This window comes from Lachnoclostridium phytofermentans ISDg, from assembly GCF_000018685.1.
Taxonomy (GTDB): domain Bacteria; phylum Bacillota; class Clostridia; order Lachnospirales; family Lachnospiraceae; genus Lachnoclostridium; species Lachnoclostridium phytofermentans.
Window position 1 is genome coordinate 888,927 of sequence record NC_010001.1, and the last position, 16,249, is coordinate 905,175.

Here is a 16,249-nt window from a genome sequence, read left to right on the forward strand (position 1 = left end):
TCTAAGTTAATCCTTCCAGGCAAACATTTTTTCTAATCCAACTTATGACATCAGGAAGCCCTTCATCTTTCTTTAAATTGGTAAATACAAAAGGTTTATTCCCTCTGAATTTTCTAGTATCAGAGGCCATGATATCAAGGTTTGCACCTACATATGGAGCAAGGTCTGTTTTATTAATCACAAACAAATCGGACTTAATCATTCCTTGACCACCTTTACGTGGTATTTTCTCGCCTTGTGCAACATCAATGATATAGATTGAAAAATCGGCTAGTTCAGGACTAAATGTTGCAGCTAGGTTATCTCCGCCACTTTCTACAAATACAATCTGAACATCTGGGTGTCTTTGAACCAGTTCATTTACAGCAGCAAAATTCATGGAAGCGTCTTCTCGAATTGCAGTATGAGGGCATCCACCAGTTTCAACACCGATTATTCTGTCAGAAGGTAATACACCATTCTCCATTAAAAACTTTGCATCCTCTTTTGTATAGATATCATTAGTAACCACAGCCATGCTATAATCATCACTCATGTAACGTGTGAGTTTTTCTACAAGCATTGTCTTTCCAGCTCCAACTGGTCCGCCGACACCGATTTTTATGGGTTTCATATACTACCTCTTTTCTTAATAAATTAGGCATAACATCATTCCAATGAAAGATTAGATTCCTTATATTTAAGACATAAAGATACGAATGTGTAATACTTCATGCCTCATCTGAGAAATTTCAATGCCTGAAGCCGTTATACCGAAATCGTCTTCTGTAAGCGTTTCAATTAAATTCCAAGCATCAGCGATAAAATCTTGAGATTCCTTAATAAGCTGTTGACCTTGTGTTTGACCGAGAGGAATACCACGAACAGCATTTTGTACAAGGTTTGCATTGGAGGAAAATAAGTAGCTCATAACAGTAGTATTCTTTGGAATAGAGAGAGAATGTGAAATCAAGGCAAATGCAATTGCTGGGTGGCCATAGCTGACCCCTTTCGCTATTCTATCTACGTAAGAAGTAAGTCGTGAAGAGGGGTAGAGTTGATTACCCAAGGTTAACAACCTTTCCCCTATGATTCTGCTACCTTCTCTACTTTCTCTAGCCAAAATCTGTGCTCGTAACATGCCATCTAACATCCATATGGTATCCATGTCATTATTCTCAAGAGCCTCATAAGCCAAGCGGCAGGCAAGACCATCTGAGTATACCAACTGTTCTTTGATATAAGCTTTATTCCATTTGGAAAAAGTCTCTTTATTAAAAATAATACCATCCTGAATATAGGTCTCGAGGCCAAAAGAATGGCTAAATGCACCGGTTGGAAAGGTTGAGTCGCATAATTGAAGCAGATTTAAAACGTAATTATCCATGGCTATGACCTACATGACGAAATGCCAACTTTACTTTCTTGTTCTCACGAGTATAAGGAACTTCTAATTGCTTTAATAGTTCCTCTACTAGATAGTCGTATTGTACCAGCATTTCTATTTCATCAAATTGTGCTGGAATATGGCGATTTCCTATTTTATGCGCAATATCTCCCATCTGCCTCAGGCTGCTTGGACGTATGACAAGTAAATCATCAGGAATAACATTTAACACGATAATATCTCGCTCATCCATATACAAAATATCGCCGGGGGAAAGATCTTTCTGCCCGTTTAGACAGATACCAATCTCCCTGCCGTGATCTGTAACCACTCTTTGGACTTTCTTTACCAAATTTGAACTCTCAACGAATACATTTTCCAGGTGTAGTTTATTTAGAATTTCATCGCTAATATTGTCAATATTGCCTACTACTTGTTCTATAATCACAATTTCACCTCAAACTTAAAATAAGAAATACCGCTGTGCTAAAGGAAGTTCCGCAGCTGGTTCACAAGTAATTAGTTCCCCATTAACCCTTACGTCATAAGTCTGAGGATCTACCGTTATTTCTGGTGTTTCGCAGTTATGCTTCATATCTTGTTTCGTTAAATTACGAATACCGAAAACTGGAAGTACTGTTTTTTCAAGTCCTAACTTTTTGTGTACACCCAATTCAAATGCAATTTTAGAGACAAATGTTATCGAACTTCTTTGTAGAGCCAAGCCGTAAGATGCATACATTGGGCGATAAGTGATAGGCTGTGGAGTAGGAATTGATGCATTCGCATCTCCCATAATACTGTTTGCAACCATGCCACATTTTATAATCATATTTGGTTTTGCTCCGAAAAACTGAGGCTGCCATAGAACCAGATCCGCATATTTACCTACTTCAACCGATCCAACATAGGTATTGATACCATGGGCAATTGCTGGATTTATTGTATATTTGGAAATATATCGTTTGGCTCTATTATTATCTCCGACGCCGCTATCGCCTTGTAATTTACCTCTTTGCTTTTTCATCTTATCCGCTGTCTGCCAGGTTCTTGTGATTACCTCACCAATACGCCCCATAGCTTGGGAATCGGAGCTCATAATACTGAAAATTCCCATATCATGCAAAATATCTTCTGCAGCGATTGTTTCCTTTCGGATACGGGAATCAGCAAATGCTACATCTTCTGGAACATTACGTCTTAAATGATGGCAAACCATAAGCATATCCATATGTTCATCGATTGTATTGATGGTATATGGTTTGGTAGGGTTCGTTGAGGCTGGTAATACGTTTGAAAATGCACCCATTTTAATAATATCTGGAGCATGTCCTCCACCCGCACCTTCTGTATGAAAGGTATGAATTACTCGACCATTTATCGAATCGATGGTGTCTTCGACGAATCCAAATTCATTTAAGGTATCTGTATGAATTGCCACTTGTACATCATATTCATCTGCAATTTTTAAGGAATGATCAATAACAGAACGCATTGCTCCAAAATCTTCATGAATTTTTAGTCCGATTACCCCTGCTCTGATCTGCTCGGTTAAGGCAACATCAGAGGATGTACTTCCTTTTCCTAATAATCCTACATTAATTGGGAGGCCTTCTACCGATTCCAGCATGCGGTGAATATTCCATTCTCCTGGGGTACAGGTGGTTGCTTTGGTACCTTCTGCTGGGCCAGTTCCACCACCAATTAGAGTGGTTACTCCTGATGTTAATGCAACATCTACTTGTTGAGGTGAAATAAAGTGAATGTGAGTATCAATACCACCGGCAGTCACAATAAGGCCTTCTCCTGCGATAATTTCAGTGGATGCTCCTATGATAATGTCTACATTCTTCATGATGCGAGGATTACCACTTTTACCAATAGCCGCAATTTTTCCATCTTTAATACCGATGTCAGCCTTGTATATACCAGAGTAGTCAAGAATCACAGCATTGGTAATAACAAGATCCATTGCACCTTCTGCACGGCTTATAAGAGGGTCTTGTCCCATACCATCACGGATTACTTTACCTCCACCGAATATAACTTCATCTCCGTAACTAGTATAATCTTTTTCGATTTCTATAAATAAATCGGTATCACCTAAACGAACAGCATCGCCAACGGTCGGGCCGTACTTTGCAGTATACAGTTCTCTGGTCATAGAAAAACTCATATCAATTCCTCCTAGTATCCAATTTACCGTCTATCTTATTATTAAATCCGTATACGAAACGTTCTCCTGCATAATCCACCAACGAAACTTCTTTTGAGTCACCAGGCTCAAATCTAACCGCAGTACCCGCTGGTATATCAAGGTGCATGCCTATCGTTTCTTCCCTGTTAAATTGTATTGCAGAATTTACTTCATAAAAATGATAGTGAGATCCAACTTGAACAGGGCGATCCCCGGTGTTGACAGCTGTTATCTTAATAGTTCTTCTGCCTTCATTGCATGTAATTTCCTCGTTTTTTAAAATATATTCTCCTGGTTTCAATTTACTGTTACCTCCTTTTTATTTTATTGGTTGATGAACAGTAACTAATTTTGTGCCATCTGGAAAGGTCGCTTCTACCTGAACATCATGAATCATGTCTGCAATTCCATCCATTACATCATCAACTGTAAGCACTTCTCGTCCGGCTTGCATCAATTCCGACACAGACTTTCCATCCCTTGCACCTTCTAATATTTCAAATGCAATCATGGAAATAGCCTCAGGATAATTCAGTTTTAGCCCTCTTTCTTTTCTGCTTCTTGCAAGATTTGCAGCTACCACGATTAAGAGCTTTTCCTGTTCACGAGGTGATAGCATCATAAATATCCCTCCTTTAAATAGTATTTTTTCCAGTATTTATTATGGTCGGTAGCACAAAGAAATATTCAGAAACTGTTAATCTTTGCTAAATGAAGAGGAGATTAGGTCTGCTTAGGCTTTTACATCTTAGAATAATGAAAATGTAATAATCTATCTATGCAACATTTGGTGTTAGTTGATACCATAATATTGTGAAGCAAGTTACTTATTATAGTATATGGAGTAGGGGGGAGGTAAGGGAGCAAAGAGTGAAGGATAATATGAGTAAAGGATAATATGAGTAAAGGATAATATGAGTAAAGGATAGTAAGAGTAAAGGATAATAAGAGTAAAGGATAATAAGAGTTAAGGATTAAGAGTATGTAGAAGGAAAATGATACTTTAGCATATTATAGAAGGATAAGTTATACAATGTGTTAAGGTTGTAAACTATTTTATAAGAAACCAGCATCGGAGGAAAGTTCTTCTCCACCGCAAACTATTTTATTTTTACTAATGCTTTCTAAATGTATCTGTTCATTTGATAGATATTCTGTTAAAATAGCGGAAGCAGTTGCTCTGTATTTATTGGCAATGGATGGTCAAACCTGCTAATAACCTACTATAGGTATTTTAGTATTAGGAATTCTATTGATAGTAACTATTAACTAAGCAAATAAAATAAGTTTCATAGCTTATTATATGAGGATTTATGGAATGAAAAAGATTGCGAATGTCCCTACCGAAATGATATTAAATGGTATGGTAGAAACTCATTATCACGAGGATGGAAAAGAATTTAAACATAATCATACGAATACAAAAGTGGTACTAAATCGTTTATCTAGGGCAAGTGGGCATTTGGAACACGTAAAACGTATGGTTCTTGAGGGGAAGGATTGTAGTGAGGTTTTAATTCAATTGTCAGCAGTGATTTCTGCTCTTAATAAAACAGGAAAGGTAATTTTAAAGGATCATATTGAGCATTGTGTTGTTGATGCTGTTGAATCTGGAGATGAAGTTGCCTTAAAAGATGTTATTACTGCAATCGATCGCTTTATTAAATAATATAGAATATACTAGGATAGTTTAAGGATAAGAGAGGTGTTATGAGTAAGATTAATCAAGCAATTTATAATATTCATGAAATAAATGAATTAGCAGATAGGAAAAATCTAGTTAATCTGGTACATCCTCTAATAAAGCTGTTGGTTACAATTAGTTATCTTATCTGTGTAATATCCTTTGATAAATACGACTTCATTGGATTATTTCCGATGCTACTATATCCCTTGCTGATACATTATATGGCTGAGTTATCCATCAAAAGTAGCCTAAAGAAAATACTAATAATTTTGCCTTTGATATGCCTTGTTGGAATTGCCAATCCATTTCTTGACCATTCAAAAATATATGAGGTATTTGGGATTACTATCACTGGAGGCATGATTTCTTTGGTTACCTTGGTATTAAAAGGGTTGTATTCCTTGTTGGCATCCTATTTGTTAATAGCAACCACTGGTATTGAGGGGGTATGTTATGCACTTAGTTTATTACATATTCCAGATATCATCGTAACTCAAATATTTTTAGTTTATCGATATATGTTTGTTCTTATGAACGAGGCAAATGCTGTCATAGAAGCATATTCGCTAAGAGCACCTAAGGAAAATGGAATACATTATAAGGTCTGGGGAACTTTTTTGGGACAACTACTATTACGAAGTTTTGACCGTGCGGAAAAGCTATACGACAGTATGCAGTTGCGAGGGTTTCATAAAAAAATTTTTTATGCTAAATCTCAAAAATTTAATAAAAAAGATTTTATCTACCTTCTAGTATCTTTGATGATTATTATTTGCCTTAGGATATTAAATGTGTAAGGTATTATTAGAAGAGTATTTTGATCCATCAAGGAAGTACACCGCTTCTAAGCGAAAAGAGCTTCTCAGGTAAATGATGCTTCTCAGGCGAATGATGACTCACAAGCGAACGGTGCTTTAAAACGAACGGTGCTTCACAAGCGGAGCTAGACTTACTTTAGCTATTTTAACTAGAATGGAATTATGAAATATGCGAAAAAATAGCTACAGCTAAAAGTTTGCCGGTTATGGAAAGGAATAGAGAATAAGTATGAATCAAAAGTACATAGAACTTAACAATATTTTTTTCTCCTATGGAAATGGAGATGATATATTAAAAGACATTTCATTTTCTGTTGATAAGTCAGAAGCAGTAGGAATTATAGGAGCGAATGGGGTAGGTAAATCAACCTTACTAAGAATTCTTGTAGGATTAGAATTAAACTTTAGAGGGGAAGCAATCGTAAATCATGTACCTGTTACTAAAAAAACACTTTCTGAAATACGTTCAAAGATAGGTTACCTATTTCAAGATTCTGATAATCAGTTGTTTACTCAAGATGTTTATCATGATGCTGCATTCGCATTAAGAAATTATGGATTAAATGAAAAGTTGGTAGAAGAAAGGGTTATGGAAGCACTTGATTTAATAGGAATTACTCACCTTAGGGATAGAAAGATTTATAAAATGTCTGGTGGGGAAAAGAAGATGGCCTCCATTGCCACGTTGCTCGCAATGAAACCAGATATTCTATTGCTTGATGAACCAACAATTACATTAGATCCTAGGAACCGACGTGCTTTTATACAGTTATTAAATCGATTGGATTATATAAAAATAATTGCTACTCATGACCTGGATATGGTGCTTGAAACTTGCAGCAGGGTTATTCTTTTATCAAAAGGTTGTGTCGTAGCAGATGCGCCTACAGAAAAGATACTTTTTGATAAAGAATTACTGGAAGCACATGGTCTTGAGCTACCTCTTTGTCTTAGGGGTAGATAGTGGGACTAAGAAAGAGGAGTTCATAGAAAAAAGGCTTCCAATGAAAACAATCATTGAAAGCCTTTTTTTCTATGGTGTGTGAAAGCAAATCTGGACCACACAAATCAAACATGAGTGAATTCTAATCGTTTATACCTCTTCCAGTACTACGCTAACTGGATAATGGTCAGAAAGAAAGACTCCATTCTCACAATCCGTCCATAATTCACGAGTGCAGCATTTTAATCCGGAAGATACTACGATATAATCTATCTTTTCCGCTGGCTGCATTCTTCCAAAATCATGGAAAGTCCCTTCCATCCCCGATGTAAGATCTCTTAAAAATTCGCTTTTTGCTATTAAACTAATTTCCTCAGAATTCGGATATCCATTAAAATCTCCAGTTAAAATCATTTCTACTTTACCAAAGCCCGCCTGTTTCTTTTGCTCTGCAACCCCACTCATATGTTTTAGTATTTGCTGCATTCCTAGAACTCTAGCTTCACTGCCTTCATGATCTAAATGAGTATTTAGGAGATAATATAACTTTTCTGTTTCTAAGTCCTGTAAAAAAACCTCGGTCACTGATCTTGGACACATACTTTGATTTTCGTACCTAGTTCCAGGTACATCTGGGGTTAATGATAACCAAAATGTATTCATTGATATTAACTGATATTTCTCCTTTTTAAAAGCTACAGTATTTTGCTCACCTTTTAAATCCTTTTCTCTACCACAACTTAGAATATAATAATCCTCTAAATTCTCTTTTAACCATTTAACAACATGCGGTAATGCTTCTTGGAAACAAACAATATCTGCATTTTCTTTTTTTAATTTCTGTAATATTAACTCCTTTCTATATTGAAAGTTATTATTACCATCCTGATTATAATCACAACGGATATTAAATGTTACAACCTTCATATGTCCATCCTCCACTTTATTAATTATCATTTATAAATATTAGTTCTTAACATAAATATGAAAATTATTATCGCTCATAGCAGCAGATAAGAAAACATCTTTTGCAATCTGAATGCCACCGTCTCTGTAGATATTGTTTAAGTTGTCTCCAGGCAGTATGTTATTATTTGATTTAACACAAATATGTTTATCCATCGTGTCATCGACATGATAGGTAAAGAAAACTGTCTTTCCAAAGCAAGTAAATTGTAGCGTTACGCCATCTAATTCTTTCGTAACAACAGGATCGATGTGGATAACATTATGGCCGAAACGAATTCCTAGCAAATCTGCAATGATTCTTCGGATATAAATACCAGGACCGCTGGAATAGAGCCTCCAACCACCTTTCACATTAATATCTCCGGTTCTTAGTTTATCAAAGTTTTTTGCATATTCATAACGATCATCAAAGCATCCTTCGGAACTGCTAAAGTAAACATTACTTTGACGAGTAAGGGCATTTGGTACATAATCTGTCAATAAGATCGGATTAATACGCATTAAGGCATCCCATGCTTTTTTAGAAAGGCCCATAGTTGCTAATGCTTCTATATAGCGAATGTGAGCATGCACATACTGCAGGCTGATTTCTCTACCAACATTTGCTGCTTGTTCTGCACGTAAGAATATTTTACTGATTCCACCGCTATAACTAGCTGGATGGTCCATCAAACGAACGCCATCCGGACATGCCAGATGTTCATCGATAATTTCTAAATTACGAGTTGCTAACTTAAAATCAGCCAATTGTGCTATAATACTTCTGGTTAGTGGCAGTAGTCGATAATGGATGGATGACTCCGTATCATCCGGATGCAACATATACTTCATATGTTCTTCGGATTCTCTATAAAGAAAACCTGCGATAACCCCGTCTTTTATCAGATATTGATAGAAGGATGTTCTGATGTCGTTTGCCATATGAGATAATTCTTTCGAAAAATCATGGTCGATACCCTTAATAGCACTGCAAAGAAGTTCTAAGGTCTGTTCTGCAAGAGCTTGTGTCCAGGCGCTTACCAGATTTTCTTTTAATTCACTATTGGCTGGTTGCAAGGTATCATCCCAGTCTCCACCAGCGTAGGAAATTAGCGCTGTCCCGGATAGATAACGATTCTTTATTGTAGTGACAGCACGCTTGATATGAATCAGTATTGTTTCCGGCTGATTGGTAGGCAAAGCATCTTTCGCAGTGCGGTAATCTACAAGCTCATTTAGAATGGAGGTGTCTCCGGTTGCCTGTATATAATCACTGATAGCTTTTAATGGCCAAAATACAACATCCCCATGACAATCTTCTTGATGTATAGGATAATGATCAAACATAAACCACTGAGGCCACTCGAATCCCCCCTCTATCTGATGGGAGTAAAGAGTTATCAGAATATGTCGTACGAGGTCAAAATGCCCTGTAGTTAAGAAAAATTCTATCGGGCCTTGGCATACATCTCGTGTACCCCATGCTGCACCACCGGATTGCTCAAGACCATGTGGAGATGCAAAATGGATTAAGGCATCATGAGCATACCAATGTATGATTGCATTTAGTTTCTCTGCTGAAAGTGGAATTTTGTCTGGAGCACTTAATTTAAAATTACAAACCAATTGATCATAGTAAATGCGATAAGCTTCAAGCTGTTCTTTATAGTCATACTGATCTAAGAATGGAATTACATTTCCTGTATCAAATCCTTGCATTACAATATCAAAGCTGGATTTTTGAAGTATTTCTATCGATAGTAAAGATGGATTAATCGTCGTATTATTATGAAAGAAAATGCTATCGTCTGATAACGTACAGTCCTCTGGTATTCTCATTCGGAACGAAAGTTCAGGATAAAAATGATTCGTAACAACAGGATCGGTTGGGGAAAGCTGTAGTATATTACCCTCTCTTGTCAATTTGATTTCATTTTCATACTCATTCGGTCCTACCGTAAGCTGATGAGTAACAATAAAATCATATTTTTTATGCCCAAGAGACTGAACTTTTAGTACAATTTCCGGTCGGTTATACATTGCAAAGGAGGTAATTATTAAGACATCCTCGTCTAGCTGATAATACCAGGTACTGCCCGCAACATTCATCTCGTAGGCAGCAGGTAAGGTAAGTTGTCTATAGCAGTCGCCAATTTTAATAAAGATTCTCTGACCGCTGTCTTTTTGGATGTTTAATAAACCTCTGTGATTGGATAGCAGTTTATTATAAGTTGTATTTCCTACTACAAACTGGCAGTTAAATGCACCATACATATAGTTTGTAGAACTTACTACACCTTGAGGAACCTTAGTTACATCAAAATTTGTCATAAGAATATGTCCGTGTGGACGTTCTGTTGTTAGTTCTTTGTCTTGTAATACAACATGACTTTTTTCTGGTGTGAAAAAGGAGAGTAATGCTTCCTCCTCTTTTTCCTCAAGAAGTCTCTTTGGGAAATAATGTTCTACCTGTTTGGCATCCCAACGAGAAGAAGCATAAGGAGCCCCTATGTTTTGAAGGGTAGGAACATTAACAGGCAAGATCTCTCCAGATTCATGGTAGGCATAGGCTTTTTCTAATTCCTGTATGTACTCTATTTCACGGATTACTTCCGGATGATTAGTTTTACAAATACCATAAAAAGAGAATTGTTTTGTTCCAGAGAGCGAAAAGGCTTCGGTTTGAAGGGCGGTATGAGCTAACTCATACTGCTTATTTTTGCTTGGAAGATCCCCGTACAATGCTTCAGGGATATTTGTTTTTTTATAAGATAGACCAAAAAATTGTGTACCATCGGTAGAATAAGCAATGGAACGAATACCTAAGCTACCTTGTTGGAGGTATGGAAATAAATCACCCTGAGCCATATTTTGTCTGGAACATATCACGTAGCCATAATCTCCTTGAAAGATGCTATGACCTAAATATTGTGCCAAATACAATTCATTGGAATTAACACTTCCCTTTGTACCGACACCGATATCCTGGGAATAGATAATATCTGCTTTGTTGCAATTTCCAGACAGAGATATGTCCCAGAACCAAATACCGTATGGGGTTAAACGAAAAGTAACGGTATAGGAAATATCCTCAGCCGTTCCTTCAAAAATAAGTGTTGATGTACCGGATTTTATAGTGCTTTTGGAGTTCATCCCGATGAGAGGATAGAAAGCAAGGGAATTATCTTTGTATATTCGAAGATACAAATTGTTGGTAGAGCCATCAAGCGTATTACCTTGAAAAGCATTGATCATAATGGATTCATGAATCCATTCAAAGTTGTCTCCTCCTGGTAAGAAAGTAAAAGTACTGTTACTGTTTTCTAGGATGATTGGAGCAGACAATGTTTTTAGTATCATATAGTTACCTCCTTCATAAAACGAGTGGAAACATTTCCAATTTACAAGAAGTATACAAGAATGAGATTTATATGTCAAGAAAAATAGTAATTATCAATAAAAGTGGAAGAGAATAAAAGGATACCAGATTGAGGAAAAAGAAATGGATAAAAATTCATACTGTATATAATGCACAAAAAAATATATTATACATTGACATATTTGACATATTGACAAAAAATATTGAATGAATTATGATGTAAATATCAAAACAAAAGGAAACGTTTCCAATTACACAAATATCTATTCACTCATTTCCTAGTTTTGATAATAAAAAGATTGGAGGAAGAAAATTGAAAGTAAAGCGGGGGTTCCAAGCATTTGGAAAAGAAATGCGTAAAAATTGGGTCATGTTTCTTATGCTTCTGCCAGCAATCGTTTATTTTATTATTTTTTCCTACGTTACGATGCCTGGAGCATATGTTGCTTTCGTCAATTACAATCCCAACAAGGGAATTTTCAAAAGTGATTTTGTAGGTTTTAAAAATTTTGAATTTTTAATAAAGAATGGTGATCTTTGGAGAATCACAAAAAATACGTTATTGTACAATATAGTTTTTTTGATATTAAGCCATTCTTTACAGATTATATTAGCAATTATGTTGTCTGAAATAATGAATAAATATTTTAAAAAAATTTCCCAATCAGTAATCTTACTTCCTCATTTTATTTCTTATGTGGTAGTTGGAGTTTTTGCATATAACTTTTTTAATTTCGATAACGGCTTTATTAACTCTATATTGGTAAATCTAGGTATGGAGCGTTTTCCTTTTTATTCTAATCCGGGGATATGGAAGTACATAATTGTCTTTTTCTATATATGGAAGACAACAGGATATGGAATGATTGTGTATTTAGCAGCTATCACAGGAATTAGTGGTGAAGTTTATGAAGCAGCTTATATAGATGGCGCCAGTCGTTTTCAAAGGATTTGTTATGTAACGATCCCACTTTTAAAACAAACCTTTGTCTTATTAGTATTATTTGGTCTTGGAGGTATTTTACGAGGATCCTTTGATTTATTTTATAATCTTATAGGTACCAATTCACTCCTATATCGCCAGACGGATATTATTGATACTTATGTATACCGTAGTTTAATTGGTTCCTTTAATTTTGCATCCAGTGCAGCTGTTGGACTATACCAATCCGTGTTTGGCTTGATCTTAGTTCTTACAATTAACTTGATAGTCAGAAAAATTGAGCCAGAGAGTGCACTATTTTAAAAAAGGAGGTAGAAAATGAAGAAAAATCACCGGGATGGAAATTCCATAAAAATGAGCAATGGCAATAAAGCGTTATCAATTATATGTTATGTGGTAATTGGAATTTTCGCAATATCTTGTCTTTTCCCGTTTGTGTTAATGATTTCCTCTTCCTTTATGACAGAAAGAGAGATTGTAGCAGAAGGGTATAAGCTATTTCCTAAAACATGGAGTATTGCCGCATATAAATACTTATTAGACAACCCAACAAAGTTAATTAATGCTTATAAAGTAACAATAACAACTACAGTAATAGGAACGCTACTTGGGTTATTCACTATGTCTATGGCGGGTTATGTACTTAATAGAAAGGATTTTAAATATCGAAATTTCTTTTCCTTTTTTATCTATTTCACCACACTATTTAGCGGAGGTCTCGTTCCTTCCTATATTTTAAATGTAAGATACCTGCATCTAAAAGATAGTATATGGGTAATGATAATCCCAGGACTAATTAGTGCTTGGTCTATATTTTTGATGAGAAATTTTATGAAGTCTATACCAGATGAATTGTATGAATCTGCTACTATAGACGGTGCAGGAGCTTTTACAATCTATAGAAAAGTCTTTATGCCGCTTGCTATTCCTTCTCTAGCAACAATTGGACTTTTCCTTGCGCTTGGTTATTGGAATCAATGGTATAGTGCTAGCTTATATATTGATACTCCATCCAAATATCCTTTACAGTATTATTTACAAAAGATGATTAATCAAACAAGTATTGAAGCATTAGCCAGTCAAGGTCATTTTATTGATGTTAGTACGTTGCCAACTCAATCCGTTAAGATGGCGACTGCAGTATTAACAACGGGACCAATTATTTTATTATACCCTTTTGTTCAGAGATATTTTGTAAGCGGACTTACGATAGGCTCTGTAAAAGGATGATTGTTTCAAAATGATATTATAGGCTTTACTTTTTAGTAGAAGACCTATAAAATAAAGGAGGAAAAAGTATGAAAATGAAAAAAGTTATGCGCAGTATCTTAAGCCTCATTATGGTCAGCGTGCTCCTAGCGGGATGCGGCAAAGGGGCGAAAACAAATTCATCAGGGAATAAGTCTGAGGGGGAAGTCGACTTATCAGAACATGTAACACTTACTATGTATCTGTATGGTTCCGCTGGTGTAGCAAATGAGGATATTTTAGCAGAAATTAATCGTAAACTGACGGAAGATATTAATACTTCCATCGAAATTAAGTACATAGATTGGGGCGATATTGGAACCAAGTATCCGCTAATCTGGGCATCCAATGAAGCTTTTGATATGGCTTATGCTTCAATCAATACAGTAGTACCGTTTTATACATTGGCAAAACAAGGATCTTTATATGATATCACTAATATCATAGACAAATATGCTCCAACATTAAAAACAAGAGTACCAGAAACAAGCTGGGCAGCAACAACCGCCGAAGGTAAAATCTACGGTGTTCCAACCCTTGGAGCAGGCTTTAACTGTACTGGTTTTGTATATAACAAAGCGAATTGTGAAAAATGGGGTATTAAAGAAGTTACCGATTTAGACTCTATGATTGCATATTGTGATGCCTCTGTTGCTCATGGAATCTATCCTATCAATGGTAATGCAGAAGTTTCTATGGACTTTTATAAAATGCTAGTAGATACTACCGGAAACTGGGTACCTGCTCCTGGTATTTCTACCAGTGAAATGTATTTTGTAACTCGTGATTATCAAGACTATAAAGATGTGATCCACCCAGCATTTACAGATGAATTTGCACAGTATGTGACAATGCTTGATGAGTGGGAACATAAAGGGTATTGGCCAAAGGATATCCTATCTTCTTCCACTGGTGATAAGGAAATGTATAAGAATGGTCAGTCTTCCTCTTATATCACACACATGGGTGATTGGACAGGAAACTATACCGGTATCCATGGTAATTTACCAGATCAGGATATGGATGCATGGTACTTTGCAGAAGATAATAACAAGGTAATGCAAAGTTCACCGGCTCAGGATATAACTGTTGTTAATGCAAATTCTAAATATCCTGAAAGATGCGTTATGGTAATTGAGAAGTTCCTAACTGATAAATCTTATTATAGTTTATTACAGTATGGTATTGAAGGTCGCCAATATGAAATTAAAGATGGTTTTCTTGAAAAACCAGCAAATTTCAATGATGCTGTAGACGCAGGTGGATTTTCAGCTTGGGCATTTAGTAACTCAGAATTTAAACTTCCTCGTAGAACAGAGCATCCTAGCCGTTACGAAAAAACAAAAGAGTGGAGTCAGAATTACCTTAGTGACCCTTATACAGGATTTAGCTTTGATTCCTCCAAAGTTAGTACGGAACTTTCAGCGATATCTAACGTTAACTCAACCCTTGGTATACAGCTTATGTTAGGTAAGACAGAAAATGTGGCAGCTGCTATTGAGGAATATAGAAACCAGCTAAAACAAGCAGGTATTGATAAAGTTTTAGACGAATTAAAAAATCAATTAGCATCCTTTACGCCTATTATTAAATAAAGAATTAAAAGGCTGCTGTAGGAATTACGGCAGCCTTTTTTGATAAAAAATATATGATACTGGAGGTTCATGCATGGCAAATATCAATATTAAGGATATAGCAAGATTATCGGGTGTAGGTATTGCAACTGTTTCTCGAGTTATTAATCAAACAGGAGCAGTTAGTGAAAAAACAAAAAAGAAAGTAATGGATGTGATTAATGAATACAATTACATTCCAAATAATAATGCCCGGAATCTAAAGTTAACGCAGTCTGAAAATATTGCGCTGATTGTCAAATACATGTCCAATCCATTTTTTATAAAAATGATTGATGTCATAGAAATTGAGATGGCATCGAGAGGTTTTCCGCTTCTTATTCAAAACGTTGATGAGAGCTCTGATGAACTTGATATTGCAATCAGTGAATCAATGCATAGCAATTTATGTGGAATAATCATTATGGGAGGATCTTATTCTTCTTATACAGAGGCAAAATTTAAGCAACTTGGAATTCCTTGTGTTCTGCTTACTGTAAATTCAGAGGGAAATGTGGATCCGTCCCTCTATTCCAGTGTAATTATTGATGATGAAAAAGAAGCTTATAAAGCAACGAAATATTTAATTGATATGGGACATACCAATATTGGATTCTTATACAAAGATGTAGGTAATCTGGTTACTCCAAACATCTTGCGTTATCAAGGATATAAAAGAGCGCTTCTGGAAAGTGGAATCCCACTAGATGAAAATTTAGTTTCTAATGGTACTCCAGCGAGTGGGGCCGGATTTCGTGTTGGATTTTTGGCTATGAAACAATTGATGCAAAAAAATCCATCTATGACAGCTGTTTTTGCCTTTTCGGATGTATTAGCAATTGGAGCTGCTAAGGCAGCGCTTGCAAGTGGTAAAAGAATACCAGAAGATATTTCAATTATTGGATTTGACGGAATAGAAATGACAGAATTTTATAATCCATCTCTTGATACCGTGTATCAGCCTGCGATAGAGATGGCTTTATCTGCGGTATCTATGCTTCACGGAATGATGAATGGAGAGAAGTCACAGCATATGGTATATGACTCTGTAATTATGAAGCGAGGTTCTGTTAAGAATATTCAAAAGCCCTAATGTGTGAAAGTGTG

The 16,249-nt window shown here is 35.9% G+C and carries 15 protein-coding genes; 7 read left to right on the plus strand and 8 right to left on the minus strand.

Annotated features, from left to right (window positions below):
* Position 1: 1 nt before the first annotated feature.
* The 6 genes from ureG to CPHY_RS03705 form a co-directional block, all read right to left on the minus strand.
* A complete protein-coding gene (gene ureG, locus CPHY_RS03680) occupies positions 2–613 on the minus strand; it encodes an urease accessory protein UreG (RefSeq protein ID WP_012198714.1) in 612 nt (203 codons plus the stop codon).
* Positions 614–679: 66 nt separating this feature from the next.
* Positions 680–1,366: an urease accessory protein UreF gene (locus CPHY_RS03685; RefSeq protein ID WP_012198715.1), complete on the minus strand. Its 687-nt coding sequence runs from the start codon at positions 1,364–1,366 to the stop codon at positions 680–682.
* Entirely contained in the window at positions 1,359–1,814 is a 456-nt protein-coding gene (gene ureE, locus CPHY_RS03690) for an urease accessory protein UreE (protein WP_012198716.1), read from the minus strand. The genes CPHY_RS03685 and ureE overlap by 8 nt, the downstream gene beginning before the upstream one ends.
* Positions 1,815–1,829: 15 nt before the next feature.
* Positions 1,830–3,542 (minus strand): urease subunit alpha, encoded by a 1,713-nt coding sequence (gene ureC, locus CPHY_RS03695; RefSeq protein ID WP_012198717.1) that lies wholly within the window; start codon positions 3,540–3,542, stop codon positions 1,830–1,832.
* Between the two features lies 1 nt (position 3,543).
* A complete protein-coding gene (locus CPHY_RS03700; protein ID WP_012198718.1) occupies positions 3,544–3,864 on the minus strand; it encodes an urease subunit beta in 321 nt (106 codons plus the stop codon).
* 18 nt (positions 3,865–3,882) lie between these two features.
* Positions 3,883–4,185 (minus strand): urease subunit gamma, encoded by a 303-nt coding sequence (locus CPHY_RS03705; protein ID WP_012198719.1) that lies wholly within the window; start codon positions 4,183–4,185, stop codon positions 3,883–3,885.
* 696 nt (positions 4,186–4,881) lie between these two features.
* Between CPHY_RS03705 and CPHY_RS03710 the strand changes: the two genes are divergently transcribed.
* The 3 genes from CPHY_RS03710 to CPHY_RS03720 all read left to right on the plus strand — a co-directional run bounded on the left by CPHY_RS03710 (position 4,882) and on the right by CPHY_RS03720 (position 7,032).
* Positions 4,882–5,232, plus strand: a complete 351-nt coding sequence (locus tag CPHY_RS03710) for a metal-sensing transcriptional repressor (protein WP_012198720.1) — start codon at positions 4,882–4,884, stop codon at positions 5,230–5,232.
* Positions 5,233–5,273: 41 nt separating this feature from the next.
* Entirely contained in the window at positions 5,274–6,047 is a 774-nt protein-coding gene (gene cbiQ / locus CPHY_RS03715; protein ID WP_012198721.1) for a cobalt ECF transporter T component CbiQ, read from the plus strand.
* Positions 6,048–6,297: 250 nt separating this feature from the next.
* Entirely contained in the window at positions 6,298–7,032 is a 735-nt protein-coding gene (locus tag CPHY_RS03720) for an energy-coupling factor ABC transporter ATP-binding protein (RefSeq protein ID WP_012198722.1), read from the plus strand.
* A gap of 129 nt (positions 7,033–7,161) precedes the next feature.
* Here CPHY_RS03720 and CPHY_RS03725 read toward each other — a convergent pair whose 3' ends face one another.
* Together CPHY_RS03725 and CPHY_RS03730 are read right to left on the minus strand one after the other, a co-directional pair.
* Complete coding sequence (locus CPHY_RS03725) at positions 7,162–7,938, minus strand: endonuclease/exonuclease/phosphatase family protein (protein WP_012198723.1); 777 nt, start codon at positions 7,936–7,938, stop codon at positions 7,162–7,164.
* Positions 7,939–7,977: 39 nt separating this feature from the next.
* Positions 7,978–11,319: a GH36-type glycosyl hydrolase domain-containing protein gene (locus CPHY_RS03730; RefSeq protein ID WP_012198724.1), complete on the minus strand. Its 3,342-nt coding sequence runs from the start codon at positions 11,317–11,319 to the stop codon at positions 7,978–7,980.
* 332 nt (positions 11,320–11,651) lie between these two features.
* Here CPHY_RS03730 and CPHY_RS03735 point away from each other — a divergent pair, with 332 nt between their 5' ends.
* The 4 genes from CPHY_RS03735 (at position 11,652) to CPHY_RS03750 (ending at position 16,235) form a co-directional block, all read left to right on the plus strand.
* Positions 11,652–12,584, plus strand: coding sequence for an ABC transporter permease (locus CPHY_RS03735; protein ID WP_242657963.1), 933 nt, complete (start codon positions 11,652–11,654; stop codon positions 12,582–12,584).
* A gap of 15 nt (positions 12,585–12,599) precedes the next feature.
* On the plus strand, positions 12,600–13,511 hold the full coding sequence (locus tag CPHY_RS03740; protein ID WP_012198726.1) for a carbohydrate ABC transporter permease: 912 nt from the start codon (positions 12,600–12,602) through the stop codon (positions 13,509–13,511).
* A 68-nt stretch (positions 13,512–13,579) separates the two neighbouring features.
* The gene (locus CPHY_RS03745) at positions 13,580–15,124 is read left to right on the plus strand and encodes an ABC transporter substrate-binding protein (RefSeq protein WP_012198727.1); all 1,545 of its coding nucleotides are present in this window, start codon (positions 13,580–13,582) and stop codon (positions 15,122–15,124) included.
* A 73-nt stretch (positions 15,125–15,197) separates the two neighbouring features.
* Entirely contained in the window at positions 15,198–16,235 is a 1,038-nt protein-coding gene (locus CPHY_RS03750; RefSeq protein ID WP_012198728.1) for a LacI family DNA-binding transcriptional regulator, read from the plus strand.
* Positions 16,236–16,249 lie beyond the last annotated feature (14 nt).